The following is a 16,365-nucleotide window of genomic DNA, read 5'->3' as shown; positions in this document are numbered from 1 at the left end:
TAGGAAGACTATTTTTATACTATTTAGTATAAGCGGCTGTGGCTTTCTTCAGCAGCTTGTGCATCTGCTTTAGTTTTATGGACAGTCCCAAAAGGATGTTGTGGTGGTGCATAAATCGAATATAATTTCAGAGGCTTGTTTCCTGTGTTAATCAGATTGTGCCATTTTCCGGCAGGGATAACAAAAGCATAGTCCTCCCGAACATTAGCCTCAAAATCAGGACAGTTTTTGCTATCACCCATTTTAACAAGCCCTTGACCTTCTTCAATTCGGATAAACTGATCAAGGTCAGGATGTATTTCCAAGCCTATTTCATCTCCTGCATTAATACTCATTAGAGTAACCTGTAAATGCTTTCCCGTCCATAAAGCCAAGCGAAAATTATTATTTTCTTTGGCTGCTTTATCAATATCTATAGCAAAAGGTTTTGGGCCATAGTCCTTTAGCATTAAAGGATTACAGGGTTTTGATTGTTCCATATGAGGAAGATATTGATTTGGAAGCTGATTCCAAAAATCCGGGACATTTTCAAAGTAGGGAACCGGGTTCATGTTACCGGTATTATTCATTATGTTGTCATTACTATATAGACAGGGGTATGGGTTAGGTATATTACCCACATGTATCACTCCTTTAATAGTATTTATAATATTATCTTATGCCTTATGTAAACGTGTTGTGCTTTCATAAGTTGGAATGATAAGGGTAAATTGTGTCAATGCTTTAATTAAATAATGGAATTATTGTTCAATACTAAGAATTGCTTTTTCTTTTAGCAGTATATCTCTGACTTCAGCACTGTTAACCGAAGAAGGCAGAATATTATTTTTAGTAGAAAGAGAAGCGCATACTCCGGCAGCTTGTCCAATTGCCATACAAGTTGTCATAACTCGGGCACTGGCTAAAGACGGTGCATCCATGGAAATGCATCTTCCACTTAGTACCAGATTGTTCACTTCACTGCTTATTAGGCAGCCCAGAGGGATTCCATAAGGCCCTTCAAGGTCAATAAGGTCAGTGGAACTATTCAGACCGTTATGAATGTCTACTTTATAGGAACCAAGAGCAATACTGTCCACAGGAATAACACCCTTGGTTACATTGTCTATAGTAAGCTTTTTAATGCCTGTAAAACGCCGTGTTTCACGAATACCTATGGAACTGTTAATATAAGAAACATAGGTGTCCTCGAAGCCCGGTATATATTTTTTAAGAAACTCAGTTATGGCTACTATTTGCTGCATACCCTCTTCTCCGCCTCGAGTTAAATCCTTGAGATCAGTTCCGTCAAAGTTTAGAATACGTGTGGCATTAATGCAAATCTGGCCCGGATGTGGCGTTTTAATATAAATGAGAGTATCTCTTTTAAAGGGACTTAAATTTTGCTCATTCATTCGTGTTAATGTATTTCGCAGACCAAGAAATACATAGCCGGGATGGCTTCTGAAAAATTGTACATCATACCCGTTGGATACATTCATGCTTTCAGCGGGTATCAAATCCTCGGGGTGTTCTTCTAAGAAACGCCAGAAATTTTCTTCATTAAAACTGCTAAGAGTGAAAAGGAGGGAAGGGGGTTGTAAAATCCCGGTTTCCTGTTGCCCCTTTTCATATGTAGCACCTGAAAGATATGCGACATCGCCGTCACCTGTAGCATCTATAAAAACGGAAGCTTCAATATCATAGCGCATGCCTTTACCCATGAGATACACCCTGTCAATTCGTCCGTTTTCAACATTAACATCAATAACCTCACAGTGTAGTAAAACCTGAATTCCTGCTTCTTTGCACATTTCGAAGGCGAGAACTTTCATCATTTCAGAGTCAATAATTGTAACGGAATTATGCAGTGGGCATGGGTTATGCCCGAGACATGCACCACGCAATGTTAATTTATCTACAATTTCTTGTGCAATACCGCCTGTTACCTGATTTCCGTTTTTATCAAGAAAACCAAGTAAAGGAAGCCCTGAAGACATGTTGCCTCCAAGATACTCATTGCGTTCTGCAAGAAAAACTTTGGCGCCATTTCTGGCGGCTGCCAATGCTGCAGCAATTCCGGCAGGTCCACCTCCGATAACTGCAACATCACATTGTAACTGCTGAATATTCATAAAAAATCTCCTCTCTTGTTCTGAATGAATTATTATTTTTATAGCATACGTTGTAAGCAAAATTTAACGTTCTATTACAGAGGAACCATGGGACAGAGTAGGTGGAATCCCCAACCAAACAGTATTTGAACGGGGCTTTTCAATCCTCTTCAAGAGTGCACGACAAGCTTCTTCACCCATTTTCTCCTTATGAGCATCAATTACAGTCAGGTTGACGGGTGAATATTCAGACAGGATAGAACTTTCATACCCGATAATGGACAAGTCCTGTGGAATATTAACCTTTTGTTCAAACAGAAATCTCATGGCGCCGGAAGTAATACCGTCGCTTGCGCCGAAAATAGCATCAGGACGTAAGCCGGATTCCCATATTTCTTTTAATGACTTATAGCCGTCTAAACCGGCGTAACCTGAATTAACTACATACAGATTCTTTGGATTTTCACCATATTCGGAAAAAGCTTTTTGCATACCGGAAAGCTTTTTTTGAGAATTACTGCTGTTAGCAGGACCGTTCAGAAACAGGATTCTCTTATGATGTTTTTCCAGAAGCTCCTTAGCCGCAAGATAACCAACCTGTTCCATCTCGGAGAAGATGGAATCTGTTCCGTTGTATTGTAAACCGATAATTACTGTCGGAAGATTAATTTGTCTTAAATGTTCAATAAGGTCGGACGTAAACAGTCCTCCTATTAAAAACACTCCGTCAATTCTGCGGCTCATAATCAATGACGGCAGTGCATCGGGGTTGCTGACAGATGAGAAACGTTCTGTAAGCAATGCGTAATCCGTGTTTTTAAGACCGGTATATATTCCGTTGCTAGTGTCGTATAAAAGTGTTTCAGCAACAGAATCAAAAGCATATGGCTTTTTAAAATGATTCGATGTTAAAAAAACTATCCCCAGAGTGTGTGTGCGACTGGTGGTCAGTTCACGTGCAGCCAGATTTGGTGTATAATTTAGTTTCTTTATTGCCTCGCGTACCTTATATTGTGTTTCTAGTTTAACGGCTTTTGAATTATTGAGGACAAGTGAAACAGTGCTTTTGGAAACATTGGCTTCCCTTGCAACGTCTAGAATTGTTACCTTCATTCAAATCCCTCCTTATATGAAAGTATGTTCTCGGAAACTCCGAGGACTTTATTATATCGCTAACTTAACTTGCTTAGATAGAACTTCTTAAACCGTTCCAATTCAAATTATATAACCTGAAGTTAATAATGTCAATATTATTGACTCAATTATCAATTACACCAATTATTATTATTATAATTCGACAAAAAATAAAGAAATATTTCAAAAAAATTATGCAAAATGTATTGACTTCGATTATCATATGAACTAAGATATAGACATCAGGTTAATGGAACGTTCCAATAAACATCAAGTAGAAATTAGAACGTTCCAGACAAAAAAGTTTTAATTAGTATATATACAAATTGTTCAATAAAGTCAGCTGATTTTTAATAAAATTATGCATTATGCATAGTAATTTGAAGGAAAGAAAGAAAATGTATTTTTAAATTTAATTTGGAATGTTCCAAATTTTATATTTATTCGATATCATTGTCTGTTGTTTTGAAAAATCTGAACACAGCTGATGTTATATAGAAGAATTTTTACAACATGGGAGGTGTTTATTTATGTCCACTTCTAAATCCCTTAATGAAAGGGGACAAATAGCGGGCAAAAAAACCCTAGGTAGAAAAATAGTCGAGTTTCAGAAACCTTATTTATTTGTATTACCAATCCTTATTTTTGCGGTAGCGTTCTCCTATTATCCATTTATTCGAACGCTGTTATATAGCTTATCGGCTGTAAACAAACAGGGTGAGATTGTAAGATTTGTCGGCTTAAAAAACTATTTGAGTATTTTCAGCCGTGAGGAGTTTATGAATGCTATTGGGGTAACCCTTGAATTTACCTTAATTTATGTACCTATGGCAGTTATATTACCCTTTACTCTTGCATTAATTGCAAACAAAAGGAAGCTTTTTTCAAATATTTATCAGACCTTGTTTGCACTGCCTATGGCGGTATCAGTATCTGCCTCCTGCTATATTTTCCAACAATTATTGCATCGTAAAATAGGTTTGGTTAATTACTTCCTTGAAATTATCGGTGTAATGCAAAACAAAACCAACATAGACTGGCTGAATGATAAAGTATGGGCACTGCCTTCTTTATCTGTAATTATGGTATGGATTCATATCGGCTTCAACTTTATGCTCTTGCTGGCTGCAGTACGTAATGTGCCGGACGAATTAATTGAATCAGCTAATCTTGAGGGCTGTGGCTACTGGAGAAAGGTTTTCAAGATTATTATACCTATTACATCACCAACTATTTTCTTTGTTTTTTGTACACAAATGGTTGCAGGTATAATGATGAATGCTCCAACCATGATTCTTACAAAGGGCGGTCCTGTCAATTCTACATCTACAATGATTTACTATGTATATACTACGGGTTTCAGGAGCGGTAATTACGCACTTGGTTCTACAGCCAGTATTGTAACTTTTATGCTTGCATTTATATTCCTGATGTTCAACTTTATGTATGAGAAGAAAGGAGTGGTATACGATTGATTGCCAATAAAATTATAAAGACTAAAAGCATTGTTGGATCGGTTCTCTCTTTGGCATTAGGTATATTGATTGCATTCCCTCTTTTTTATGCTTTTATGTGCGGCTTTAAAGATGATGCTACATTTGACAGTTATCCGCCGACAATATTTCCGAAAGATTTTACTTATTTTGATAACTTTCAGCATGTTCTGTTTGACTCACTGGTACCCCGGTTTATGCTGAACTCACTACTAATAGCAGTGGTGGTTACACTGGTAAGATTGTTGCTTTCCATGTTTGCGGCGTATTCCTTTGCATTTTTCAATTTCAAAGGTAAAAATGTTCTGTTTTTCATAATAATAGGTACAATGATGATACCAACGGAAGCAGTTTTAATCCCTAACTACATTACTATAAGTAAACTGGGATTGCTTAATTCATATGTAGGTATCATGGCAGTCTATTTTGTATCAGCGATTCAGGTGTTTATGTTCAGGCAAAGCTTCAAGACAATTTCCGGCTCCCTTCGTGAAGCGGCATTTCTTGACGGCTGCGGGGATCTGCAATTCTTTTTTCAGATTTGTGTTCCGGTTTCAAAAGCAACTATTACCGCACTTTCGTTAAACTCTTTTGTTCATGTATGGAACACATACCTGTGGCCTCTGCTTGTTACCAACAGACCTGAAATGAGAACTGTGCAGGTTGGTATAACGATGCTGTCAGCAGATGATTCCGGCGTTAAAGCCCCGATTTTTGCAGCAATAGCAATCATATTGCTTCCTACTATAATTATTTTCGCATTCGGTCAGCGAAACATTGTTCGCGGTATAGCCAGCGGTTCGGTAAAGGGTTAAATTGTAACACATTTCTTATATATAGCTTTAAATGAGAAAATATTAATAAATAATTTAAAGGAGGAAAGGAAAATGAAACTTAAAAGATTTTTAGCATTGTTTGTAAGCGTAGTTATGTCTGCTTCCATATTTGTGGGTTGTGGGTCTTCGGAGCCTACGGACAGCACAAAAACAGAGCCTACTGCAACTAAGTCGGCATCAGGAAATATACTGCCTTCAGCTCCCGTCAAGGTTACTTTCTGGCACTCAATGAAAGGTAACACCGCTGAGCAGCTAAAGAAGATGGTTAATGAGTACAACTCATCAGAAGGTACTAAAAAGGGAATCACAGTAGACCTTATATATCAGGGAGAATACGATGAAGCTTCTACAAAGCTATCTGCTATATTACAGGCTAATGCTGCAAACGAACTTCCTGACATTATGCAGATGAGCTCAAAGGGTATATTTGACGTAAAGGAAAGCAAGTATATCTATCCTGTTCAGAATTTTATTGATATGGATGCCAACGGAATTAATCTAAGTGAGCTTAATGCAAATGCACTGCACTATGCAATGTACAACGGCAAGGTTCTTGGTTTGCCGTTCTCAAACTCATCAGTTATGTTGTACTACAACAAGGATATGTTTAAGGCTGCAGGACTAGACCCAAATAAAGCACCTACAACTTTGGAAGAAATGGCTACATATGTTAAAGCTTTGACTGTTAAGAACGGAGATAAGATTAAAACTTTTGGTCTTGGTACAAAGACTCGTTTCTTCCTGCTGGGATCATGGATTCCAATGCAAGGCAGTGAAAAGTATATGTTTGATAACGCCGACGGCCGTAAAGGTACTCCTACCGCTATTGCAATGACAAAAGACGGAACCCTTGACCACTTCCTGAAAGAATGGGAAAAGGTGCTGGCTACAGGTGGTGTTGATTTTGGTATAGCCAGTCCCAATGAAGGTTTCCAATCAGGTTTGTATGCAATGATGACTGCAAGTACTTCTTCAATGGCTTCAATTGTTTCAAAGATTCAGAATACCGGAACCTTTGACGTAGGTGTGGCTGAACTCCCTCGTGTTGATGCTAATAGTACAAAGGGTACAGGTATAGGCGGTTCTGCATTGTATGTTTTTGATGCCGGAAATGACAATAAGCGTCTTGGTGCATGGGACTTCATGAAATATCTTGCAACCCCAAAAGTATCAGGAGACTGGTTTATGAACACCGGTTACTATGCCATGAATTCAAAAGCTTATGATTTACCGGAAGTAAAGACATTCCTAGAAAAAAATCCTCTGTATAATATTATTCTTAAAATTGCAGACAACTCCAAGGAATATCCCAACTACTTAGAGCCATGGGTTCCTGCGTTTACAGATATTGATACTACCGTACAGAATGAAATTATAAAGCTGAGTGAAGGTTCTCAGGATAGAGCAACTACTATTTCAAATATTGATAAAAAAGTAAATATGACATTAAAAGACTATTTAGATGCAAACGGAAAATAATCCACTAAAATATTTTTCTCTGCCTTTGGGCAGAGAAAAATATTTATTTAAGAAATTGTATGAGAAGGGAGATATAAAAAATGCGTGTTGCTACAATGACTTCACTATTCAGAGAATGCAGGGAAACAAAGGAATTCACAGGATATATTGAATCTATGCATCGCTGCAAGGAGGCAGGCTTTACAGTTCTTGATTTAAACATGTGTGCTATGTTGAACCGTCAGACAGAACTAAACGGCGATGACTGGATAAAAAATGCTGAAAATATCCGTAATGAGGCAGAAAAGCTTGGTATTACATTTTCACAGTCACATCCCCCGTATCGTCCTTTTAAAGGTGCATATTTCAAAACCATTGAAGAAAAAGAACGCTTTGACGAACTTACCTATCGTGCAATACACGTCAGCAGTATTCTGGGAGTTAAATGGGCTGTAATGCACCCGGTAACAGAAACGGATAAAGCCGAATACAATTTGCAGGCAGACCTTGCAGCAAACCATGAGAATTTTGATAAGGTTATAGAACAAGCCACTAAAGAAAACGTAGGAATTGCATTTGAAAACATGTGTGACAGGGATAACAGACGTCGCTTTGGAGCAACAGCCGAAGAACTGATAGCGCTGGTTGACTCCTACAAAGGTGCGCCGGTTGGTGTTTGCTGGGATACAGGACATGGACACCGTGTTTATTCAAATCAGATTCCTGCTCTAGAAAAGCTTGGCAGTCGTATAAAGGCCCTTCACGTAAATGATAATTTCGGTCAGGATGACTTGCATCTTCTTCCTTTCCTTGGAACAATTCCATGGGAAAAAGTCATGAGGGCACTAACTAAAATCGGGTATGAAGGCGATTTGGTATATGAAATAAGAATAAACAATTATATGCCGGAAGGCTTAAAAATTCCAAGTGCACGCTTTAGTGTTGATGTAGGAAATTATCTGCTTTCATTGTGCTGATATCAAATAGAAGGGGAGTAAAATTATGCGTCTGGCAACTTCTACTAATCTTTTTTCAAAACGCAGGGATGGCGGACTGCATACACCGTATTTGGAATCAATACGCCGATGCAGGGAGGCAGGTTTTACAACGCTTGACTTCAGCTTTACGGAATTCTTTTTCACAAGAACTGAATTAAGCGAAGATGACTGGCAAAGATATGTGGATGAAATTATTGAAGAAAGTCATAGACTGGGAATCGATTTTTCACAAGCCCATTTGCCTTATAATCCGGGATACATGCCGGAATGGAATAGTGATTTGGAGAAAGAAGATTATTATAAATTCGCACGCAGAAGCGTGTTAATCAGCAGTATGCTTGGGGTAAAGTGGTTGGTAGTTCATCCATTTACACAGTGTATTGAAAAAGAATTTGACGATGAAGCAAGTGTCCGGTTCAATCATGAGTTTTATGATTCAATTATTGAGCTTGCATTGAAAAATAGAGTAAGCATAGCTTATGAAAATATGATCGAATACCCCCAGAGAAGGAAGTTTTCTGCAAGAGCCGAAGAACTTTGCATGTTAGTAGATTCCTACAAGGATTCCCGTATAGGTGTTTGCTGGGATTTTGGACATGGAAACCGTCTGTATTATGATGAGTCCAATTCTATCAAAACACTTGGCAGCCGTATAGTTGCACTTCATGTAAACGATAATACGGGCATCAGCGACTTGCACTTCCTGCCTTTTATGGGTACGGTAGGTTGGGAAAAAGCTCTTAGAGCATTAAAAGATACAAATTATACAGGCGATTTCACATATGAAGTATACGGCTTTACAAAAAATATGCCTGAAAGTATGAAAGATATTGCAGCCAAATACGCATACGATATTGGTCAGTACAGCATATCTCTTTACAATAGCTTATAAGAATTCACCTTTAAAATAAATATTATACATTAAGAAAGGAAGATGTTTATGTCAAACTATCCAAAGACTATGAAAGCTCTAGTAGCCTACGGGCTTGGTGATTACCGATTTGAAACCGCATACCCTACGCCGGAATGCGGCCCAGATGATATAATTATTAAAACAGAAGGATGCGGCGTTTGTGCAGGGGACTTAAAATGCCAGCATGGTGCTCCTAAATTTTGGGGCGATGAAAGCCAGCCTTCATGGGTAAAACCGCCGTTTATTCCCGGGCATGAATTCCTAGGAAAAATCGTTGCAATAGGAGAAAACGTTAAAGGTTTTGAAATTGGTGATAGAGTTACTGCAGATCAGATTGTTCCATGCGGAGAGTGCAGATTCTGCAAGGATGGACATTATTGGATGTGCCAGCCTCACAATATTTTTGGGTTCCAGAGTGATAATAATGGTGGTATGGCAGAATATGTACGCTATCCAAAGACCTCAGTTGTCCATAAAGTTCCACAAGAAATGCCTCTTGATAAAGCAATGCTAATTGAACCGTATGCATGCTCAAAGCACTGTGTTGACCGTGGGCAAATTGGCTGCGACGATGTTGTGGTTATCTCAGGGGCAGGAACTTTGGGACTTGGGATGATTACCTATGCAAGAATGAAAAATCCTAAATTATTGATTGTATTGGACATGGTTCAATCCAGATTAGACAAAGCTAAAGAATTCGGTGCTGATTTGGTCTTCAATCCTCAAAATCAGGATGTAGTAGCTGAGGTTTTAAAGCTTACCGAAGGCTATGGATGTGATATTTATATAGAAGCTACAGGGCATCCGTCCAGCGTTAAGCAGGGACTTTCAATGATACGTAAGCTGGGTCGCTTTGTAGAGTTCAGTGTATTTGGTCAGGAGACAACAGTTGACTGGTCAATTATCGGAGACAGCAAGGAACTTGATCTTCTGGGCTCACATCTCAGCCCTTATTGTTACCCTTTTGTAATTGAAAACATTAATAATGGAAAATTAAAAACAGAAGGACTTATAACAAACTGCTTCCCAATTGAGGAATGGGAAAAGGCATTTGAGTATGCAACAGGAAAATATGGTGATTTCAAGGTTTGTATCACTTTCTAAACAAAATGGAAGGGAGAAATAGTAAACAGATGTCAAAGTATGTTGTTGGTATTGACTTTGGAACACTAAGTGCCAGGTCAATTTTAGTTGATGTATCGGACGGGACAATTAAAGCAGCATCTTCCATGGATTATCCACATGGAGTTATGGAAAGAAAACTTCCAAACGGAACTACAAAGCTGGAAGCAGATTGGGCTCTGCAATATCCTCCTGATTATATAGAATGCGCAAGCACAACATTGTTAAATGTGTTCAAGGCGTCAGGCATCGACCCTTCACAAGTTATCGGTGTAGGTACGGACTTTACGGAATGTACAATGCTTCCTACTTTGAAGGATGGTACTCCCTTGTGTATGCTGGACAAATTTAAGGATAATCCTCATGCATATGTAAAACTGTGGAAGCACCATGCAGCACAGGATGAAGCCAATAGACTCAATGAGATTGCAGCACAGCGAGGCGAAGAATTCCTTGAATTTTACGGAGGGAAAATATCTTCTGAATGGATGTTCCCTAAGATATGGCAGATACTCAATGAAGCTCCCGAAATATATGAAGCTGCCGACAGGTTTATGGAGCTATCAGACTGGATAACGTTGATGCTTACTGGTGAAGAAAAAAGGAATAGCTGTACAGCTGGTTATAAAGCAATCTGGCAAAAGAAAACGGGGTATCCCTCCAAGGATTTCTTTAAAACACTTGACCCAAGACTTGAACATGTAATTGATACAAAAATGTCAAGAATTATATACCCTGTTGGAAGTAAAGCTGGCTATATTACCGAAAGCAGTTCTCAATGGACAGGGCTTCCAGTGGGAACTCCTGTGGCAGTAGGCTGCGGAGATGCACATGCCGCTGTTCCCGGTGCCGGTATTACAGGTCCTGATATAATGCTGATGGTTATAGGAACATCGGGCTGCGATATGATGGCAAGCAGACAGAATATAAAGGTGCCGGGAATGTGCGGAATTTGTGAAGACGGAATTCTTCCGGGATATTTCGGTTACGAAGCCGGACAATCATGTATGGGAGACCATTTTGCATGGTTTACAAAAAATTGTGTGCCGGAAGAATTTTCAGCACAGGCAAAAGAAAAAGGAATGCATGTTACAGCATATCTGGACAGGCTTGCCTCAGAAATTAAGCCGGGAAGCAGTGGTTTGCTTGCATTGGACTGGTGGAACGGAAACCGTTCTGTTCTGGTGGACGTGGATTTGACAGGTGTAATGTTTGGAATGACCACTACTACCACTGCTCCCGAAATGTATAAGGCATTAGTGGAAGCTGTGGGATATGGAAAACGTATGATTATTGACACCTTTAAAAAACACGGGGTTACAATAGAAAAGTTGTATGCAACGGGAGGTATAGCTGAAAAAAGTCCCTTTGTGATGCAAACCTTTGCAGATATCATACAAATGCCTGTTCATGTAACAGCATCAAAGCAGACAACTGCTATGGGTGCTGCAATGTTTGGAGCTGTTGCGGCAGGAGGTGCACATGGAGGATACGACACAATTGAACAAGCAGGAAATGCTATGGGCGGAGGAGTAAAAAATACATACCTTCCTCACGCTGAAAACAGCAAAACATATGAATTGCTGTATCAGGAGTATTCAAAACTTCATGATTATTTCGGAAAAGATAATGACAGTGTAATAAAGCGTTTGAAAAATATTAAGAAAACTACATCTTATTAAATGTAATTTTTGAAAGGAAGTATTTTTGGATATGGGGAAAATCATAGACAGGTTGTTGGATAAAGAGCGCATATTAGTTGCAGGACACAGAGGGGTTGGCGCATTTTATCCTGAAAATACTCTACTTAGTATACAAAAAGCGCTGGAAATGAATGTTGATATGATTGAATTTGATATGAATTTGACTAAAGACAAAGTTGTTGTCATAATGCATGACAGAACTGTGGACCGTACCACGAATGGAAAGGGATATATCCATGATATGACGCTGAAACAAATTAAGGAATTGGACGCAGGCGGGAAATTTGGCAAAGCATTTGAAGGGTTGAAAGTACCAACACTGCGTGAATTCTGTGAGCTGGTTCAACCATATGAGAATATTCTTTTGAATGCAGAAATTAAGGAAAAGACTTATGAAACAGTGGATTTAGCTATGGAAGTATTAAAGGAATACGGCTTAATGCATCGATGTGTCTTTACTTGCTTTGATGCTTTTATTGCAGCCTATATGTACGACTCCTATGGAGTAAGGGTTCAGGGCTTTCCAAAGGAAAAAATGGAGAACTTTGTTGATGGGGAAACCGGGACTTATTCAAAATTATTTGCAGTAGGTATTGATATGAAAATAATAACTCCCGAGCGTGTGAAGGAGTTTGAAAACCTTGGAATACTACCGTGGTCCTATTGCCCTGACACTGATGAGCTGGTTTATGAATCCATACGCTGCGGTGCAAGGCTCATGACCTGTAACAACCCGCTTCCTGCACTTAAAATATTGAAAGAGAAAGGATGGCACAGTCAGATGCTAAAAGGCAATAGATAAGAAGGTGATTTACGGATTGATTAGCCAATTAGCTATATTAAAAGATATAAATGTACTTTCCATTTGCGTACGTATTTTTCTTTCTGTAGTAATCAGCGGAATTCTAGGATTTGAAAGGGGACGTAAACGCCACCCTGCAGGTTTTCGCACATACATACTTGTATGTCTGGGTTCAACAATTGTCATGATGACAAATCAATACATTTACCAAACATATCATACAGGAGATATCGGCAGACTTGGGGCTCAGGTTGTCAGCGGAATCGGATTTCTGGGTGCCGGAACAATAATAATCACCGGAAGAAATCAGGTCAGAGGCTTGACTACGGCTGCCGGATTGTGGGCTTCAGCCTGTATCGGCTTGTCCATAGGTATCGGTTTTTACGAAGGTGCAATTTTGGGTGGTACTACTATATTTTTCGTTATGACTATTTTGCATAAGATGGATAATTTAATGCGGAAGAAATCAAATCTGCTGCATCTGTATCTGGAATTTGAAAACTCACTGGGATTGGGTTCGTTTCTCAGTCTGGCAAAGAAAAACTCTATTGATGTCATGGATGTTCAGATTGTTAAGAATAAAGGTGAGGAGAAAAAGGCAATGTCTGTTCTACTTTCGGTAAAATCAAAGGAAAACCGTCCCCACACAGAGGTTTTACAATACCTTAGCCAAGCCGAAGCACTGAACTGTATTCATGAAATCTAATTATGTAAAGTTAAAAAGTAAAAATAAAGGTCTGAGGTGGTAAAATGAATACGGTGGAACGTAAAAAAGATTTAGTCATATTTGATGTAGATGGAGTTATATTTGACAGTGAACCTCTGCATTACCGTGCAAAATTGGAGATTTTACAAAGCTATGGACTAAATGAGACATTTAATCTCAAAGAATACGTAGGTAAGCCAAATAAGGACTTGTGGACTAAAATCATAAAAGAAAACAATCTAAATGCAAATCAGGAAGAACTGGAATTGCGCCAGTTTAATCTAATTCTGGATTATGTTAAGAAACAAAAAATACAGCCTACAAATGGACTTGAGCAGTTGTTAAGTGAACTCAAAAAGAATAATTACAAGATCGCAATTGCTTCATCCTCCAACCGGTATTACATTAGTCGTGTACTGGAATATTTCCATATAAGTGGATATTTTGATTACTCCGTTACAGGAGATGAAGTAAAGTTTCAGAAACCAAGTCCTGATATTTATCAAAAAGTACTTTCTATCAGTGGAATAAAAAAGGATAGTACTATTGCTATAGAAGACTCCGCATCCGGGGTTCGGGCAGCGGCTTCGGCCGGAATAACATGTATTGGTTACAGAAATCTCACATCGGGAGTTCAGGATCTTTTCCTGGCTGATGCAATTATTCAAGAGCTTATACAGGTAAAGAACTATATTTAATTTTTATATAAATTTAACAGAACAGACCCTATAAACTAAAAGAACTAAATCTTAGTTTATAGGGTCTGTTTTATGTTGCTTTTAAAGGCATTACTTATTTTGTTATTACGATTTTCTGTCCTACATAAATCATGTTAGGATTCTTTATTCTATTCTTATTTGCTTCGTAAATCTTCTTGTACTTGCTTGAGTTACCGTAAAACTTAGCTGAAATCTTACCAAGTGTATCGCCTGCTTTAACGGTATAAACCTTATCTCCGCTTCCTACTTTGAGTGCAGGAAGTAATCCGTCTTTTGGTAAAACAAGTGTCATACCAACATCTAAACGGTTTTTATTCTTTTGAATTACAGCTTTGTTTGCATTGTATATTTTTGTATGATATTTGTAGCTTCCATAATTATTTAATGCGATGGTTGCCAATGTATCTCCCTGTTGCACCTTGTAAGTAACATTGCCTGCAGTTGCAGCGGGCTTAGTTGCAGGAGTAGGCTTTGGTGCTGGTGTAGGAGTAGGCTTTGGTGCTGGTGTAGGAGTAGGCTTTGGTGTAGGTGCAGGAGTAGGCTTTGGTGTAGGTGTAGGAGTAGGAGTGGGCTTTGGTGCACTGTCAGAAATCTTATAAACAATAGTTGTAGTATCTTTACCGTTGCCAAAACTGAAAATGTAGTAAGGATTATTAAGCCCAAAGAAATTCTTAACAAGAGTAGCAGTAGCCGTTTTATTTGCTTCTAGATCAGTTACAGCTTCTTCGGAGCCATTTATTGTCCACATTACGGTTCCTGAATAGTAGCCGTCGGGATCATATGCTCTTACTGCTGCAGACATATTCTCTTTAGGTGTAAACTTAATTTCAGTATCGGCTTGAACAAGAATAACGTTATACGTTTGTTCTCCGTCGGTGTTTTCAAACTCAATTTTTTCTGATTGAGTTCCCACTTGACCGGACAAAGTATAAGTATATTTGTCTGCAGGAACTACTGAAGCTGCTGCCGGGATTGTTGTGCATAGTAATAATGATAATGACAACAATGCTAAAGAAATGCTTTTTGTAATCTTCATATTTTTAACCCCTAGAATATATTTTGCATTGGTGCTCAATAATCTCCCGTAATATAAATTATCCTCCCCTCAAGTTAGTTAAATATTTTAGTCTGAATTAGAATTGAAGTATTATAGATTTAATATATCGAATTTCACCAAGCAATAGGTTAATTATACCAACAAATTAACTATTTCTTCAAGTAATATGCTGGGAAATTATGAAGAAATTTGGTGGAATATAAGCAATAATATAATATAATAGATATTATTTTATTTTCCATATACTGAAATTGTTTTAAAAAATTAATAGAAGCAGAGCAAATAACAAATACTATAATTAACAATATTATTAATACGGTTTATAGTGAAAGTGCACATAAAATTTATGTCGAATCATGTTGACTTTTGGCTATAAATAATATAATATGTAAGTGGACATATCAACATAACAATATAATATTATGATAACAAGGACATTCAAGGGGGATAATCGTGAGCGGAATGGTACCTAAATACTATTTGGTGAAACAAAAAATAGTAGAAATGATTAATAATGAGGAAATCGGTGCCGATGGCCTTATTCCAAGTGAAAGAGAATTGATGGGTGTTTTTGGGTTGAGCAGGATAACTGTTAAAAAGGCAATAGATGATCTTGTTAACGAAGGATACCTTTATCGTATTCAAGGTAAGGGAACTTTTGTTAAAAAAGATACTCTGGATCAGGATTTGATTTCTATAACCAGTTGTACTCAAGATATTTTAAAATTGGGAATGACTCCTTCCAAGAGACTTCTAAAGTCAGAGGTTATTGAGGCTGACAAAGTTATGCTCAGGAAATTGCAACTTAGTCAGGGGGACAAGGTATATAAAGTTAAGCGTGTATACTATGCAAATAATGAACCTGTTAACCTGACAACTGCGTACTTACCATGCAAGTTATTTCCCTTAATAGACACATATGATTTCGGAGTTGACTCCATTTATAAAGTACTTGAAACGAAATACGGTACAAAAATCACAAAAGCAACAAGAACCATTGAGGCAGTGTTGGCGGTTGATGAGGTTGCCAGAGAGCTTCGGGTAAAAGAGGGAGATCCTGTACTTTTATTTAAGGCTATAACATATGGAATGGTAAATGGGAGGGAAATACCTATAGAATCTTTTAAAAGCTTCTACAGGTCGGACAAGTTTAAATTTTATATTAACCAGATACATGAATAATACTTAAATTTCAAATTAGTAAAAAGTAAGTAAAAATGCCAAGTAAGATAATATGCTATGGCTTAGTTTCCTGCACTCAAAAATCAATTATGCCATGGCTTTTATAAAAAGAGGATCTAAGATCGCGACTTAGGCTTCTAAAATTATTA

Annotated in this window: 15 protein-coding genes; 11 read left to right on the top strand and 4 right to left on the bottom strand. The window is 38.0% G+C overall.

The features are described from left to right. Window positions 1–23: 23 nt before the first annotated feature. The 3 genes from P0092_RS17480 to P0092_RS17470 all read right to left on the bottom strand — a co-directional run bounded on the left by P0092_RS17480 (window position 24) and on the right by P0092_RS17470 (window position 3,206). The gene (locus P0092_RS17480; protein WP_004615984.1) at window positions 24–620 is read right to left on the bottom strand and encodes a cupin domain-containing protein; all 597 of its coding nucleotides are present in this window, start codon (window positions 618–620) and stop codon (window positions 24–26) included. A gap of 120 nt (window positions 621–740) precedes the next feature. Continuing rightward, the gene (locus tag P0092_RS17475) at window positions 741–2,114 is read right to left on the bottom strand and encodes an FAD-dependent oxidoreductase (RefSeq protein WP_004615987.1); all 1,374 of its coding nucleotides are present in this window, start codon (window positions 2,112–2,114) and stop codon (window positions 741–743) included. 63 nt (window positions 2,115–2,177) lie between these two features. Continuing rightward, window positions 2,178–3,206, bottom strand: coding sequence for a LacI family DNA-binding transcriptional regulator (locus P0092_RS17470; RefSeq protein WP_004615989.1), 1,029 nt, complete (start codon window positions 3,204–3,206; stop codon window positions 2,178–2,180). A 551-nt stretch (window positions 3,207–3,757) separates the two neighbouring features. Between P0092_RS17470 and P0092_RS17465 the strand changes: the two genes are divergently transcribed. The 10 genes from P0092_RS17465 to P0092_RS17420 all read left to right on the top strand — a co-directional run bounded on the left by P0092_RS17465 (window position 3,758) and on the right by P0092_RS17420 (window position 13,956). Further along, a complete protein-coding gene (locus P0092_RS17465; RefSeq protein WP_004615991.1) occupies window positions 3,758–4,702 on the top strand; it encodes a carbohydrate ABC transporter permease in 945 nt (314 codons plus the stop codon). 95 nt (window positions 4,703–4,797) lie between these two features. After that, window positions 4,798–5,535 carry a carbohydrate ABC transporter permease gene (locus P0092_RS17460; RefSeq protein ID WP_276186981.1) on the top strand — a complete coding sequence of 246 codons (738 nt, stop codon included), beginning with the start codon at window positions 4,798–4,800 and terminating at the stop codon, window positions 5,533–5,535. A 72-nt stretch (window positions 5,536–5,607) separates the two neighbouring features. Continuing rightward, window positions 5,608–7,035: an ABC transporter substrate-binding protein gene (locus P0092_RS17455; protein ID WP_004615995.1), complete on the top strand. Its 1,428-nt coding sequence runs from the start codon at window positions 5,608–5,610 to the stop codon at window positions 7,033–7,035. A gap of 80 nt (window positions 7,036–7,115) precedes the next feature. Next, on the top strand, window positions 7,116–7,991 hold the full coding sequence (locus tag P0092_RS17450) for a sugar phosphate isomerase/epimerase family protein (RefSeq protein WP_004615997.1): 876 nt from the start codon (window positions 7,116–7,118) through the stop codon (window positions 7,989–7,991). Window positions 7,992–8,016: 25 nt separating this feature from the next. After that, a complete protein-coding gene (locus P0092_RS17445) occupies window positions 8,017–8,904 on the top strand; it encodes a sugar phosphate isomerase/epimerase family protein (RefSeq protein WP_004615998.1) in 888 nt (295 codons plus the stop codon). Between the two features lie 48 nt (window positions 8,905–8,952). Beyond that, window positions 8,953–10,029, top strand: a complete 1,077-nt coding sequence (locus P0092_RS17440; protein WP_004616000.1) for an erythritol/L-threitol dehydrogenase — start codon at window positions 8,953–8,955, stop codon at window positions 10,027–10,029. A 29-nt stretch (window positions 10,030–10,058) separates the two neighbouring features. Next, window positions 10,059–11,729 (top strand): ribulokinase, encoded by a 1,671-nt coding sequence (locus P0092_RS17435; RefSeq protein WP_004616002.1) that lies wholly within the window; start codon window positions 10,059–10,061, stop codon window positions 11,727–11,729. 31 nt (window positions 11,730–11,760) lie between these two features. Further along, on the top strand, window positions 11,761–12,552 hold the full coding sequence (locus P0092_RS17430) for a glycerophosphodiester phosphodiesterase family protein (RefSeq protein ID WP_004616004.1): 792 nt from the start codon (window positions 11,761–11,763) through the stop codon (window positions 12,550–12,552). Between the two features lie 16 nt (window positions 12,553–12,568). Next, window positions 12,569–13,258, top strand: a complete 690-nt coding sequence (locus P0092_RS17425; protein WP_004616006.1) for an MgtC/SapB family protein — start codon at window positions 12,569–12,571, stop codon at window positions 13,256–13,258. Between the two features lie 44 nt (window positions 13,259–13,302). After that, window positions 13,303–13,956 (top strand): HAD family hydrolase, encoded by a 654-nt coding sequence (locus tag P0092_RS17420; RefSeq protein WP_004616008.1) that lies wholly within the window; start codon window positions 13,303–13,305, stop codon window positions 13,954–13,956. Window positions 13,957–14,050: 94 nt separating this feature from the next. On the opposite strand, the gene P0092_RS17415 is transcribed toward P0092_RS17420, so the two are convergent. Continuing rightward, window positions 14,051–15,013 carry a LysM peptidoglycan-binding domain-containing protein gene (locus P0092_RS17415; protein WP_004616010.1) on the bottom strand — a complete coding sequence of 321 codons (963 nt, stop codon included), beginning with the start codon at window positions 15,011–15,013 and terminating at the stop codon, window positions 14,051–14,053. A 474-nt stretch (window positions 15,014–15,487) separates the two neighbouring features. On the opposite strand from P0092_RS17415, the gene P0092_RS17410 reads away from it, so the two are divergent. Beyond that, window positions 15,488–16,216, top strand: coding sequence for a GntR family transcriptional regulator (locus tag P0092_RS17410; protein ID WP_004616011.1), 729 nt, complete (start codon window positions 15,488–15,490; stop codon window positions 16,214–16,216). The last annotated feature ends 149 nt before the right edge of the window (window positions 16,217–16,365 follow it).

It is taken from the genome of Ruminiclostridium papyrosolvens DSM 2782 (assembly GCF_029318685.1).
GTDB lineage: Bacteria > Bacillota > Clostridia > Acetivibrionales > DSM-1351 > Ruminiclostridium > Ruminiclostridium papyrosolvens.
This window is presented reverse-complemented; position numbering and strand designations above follow the sequence as displayed.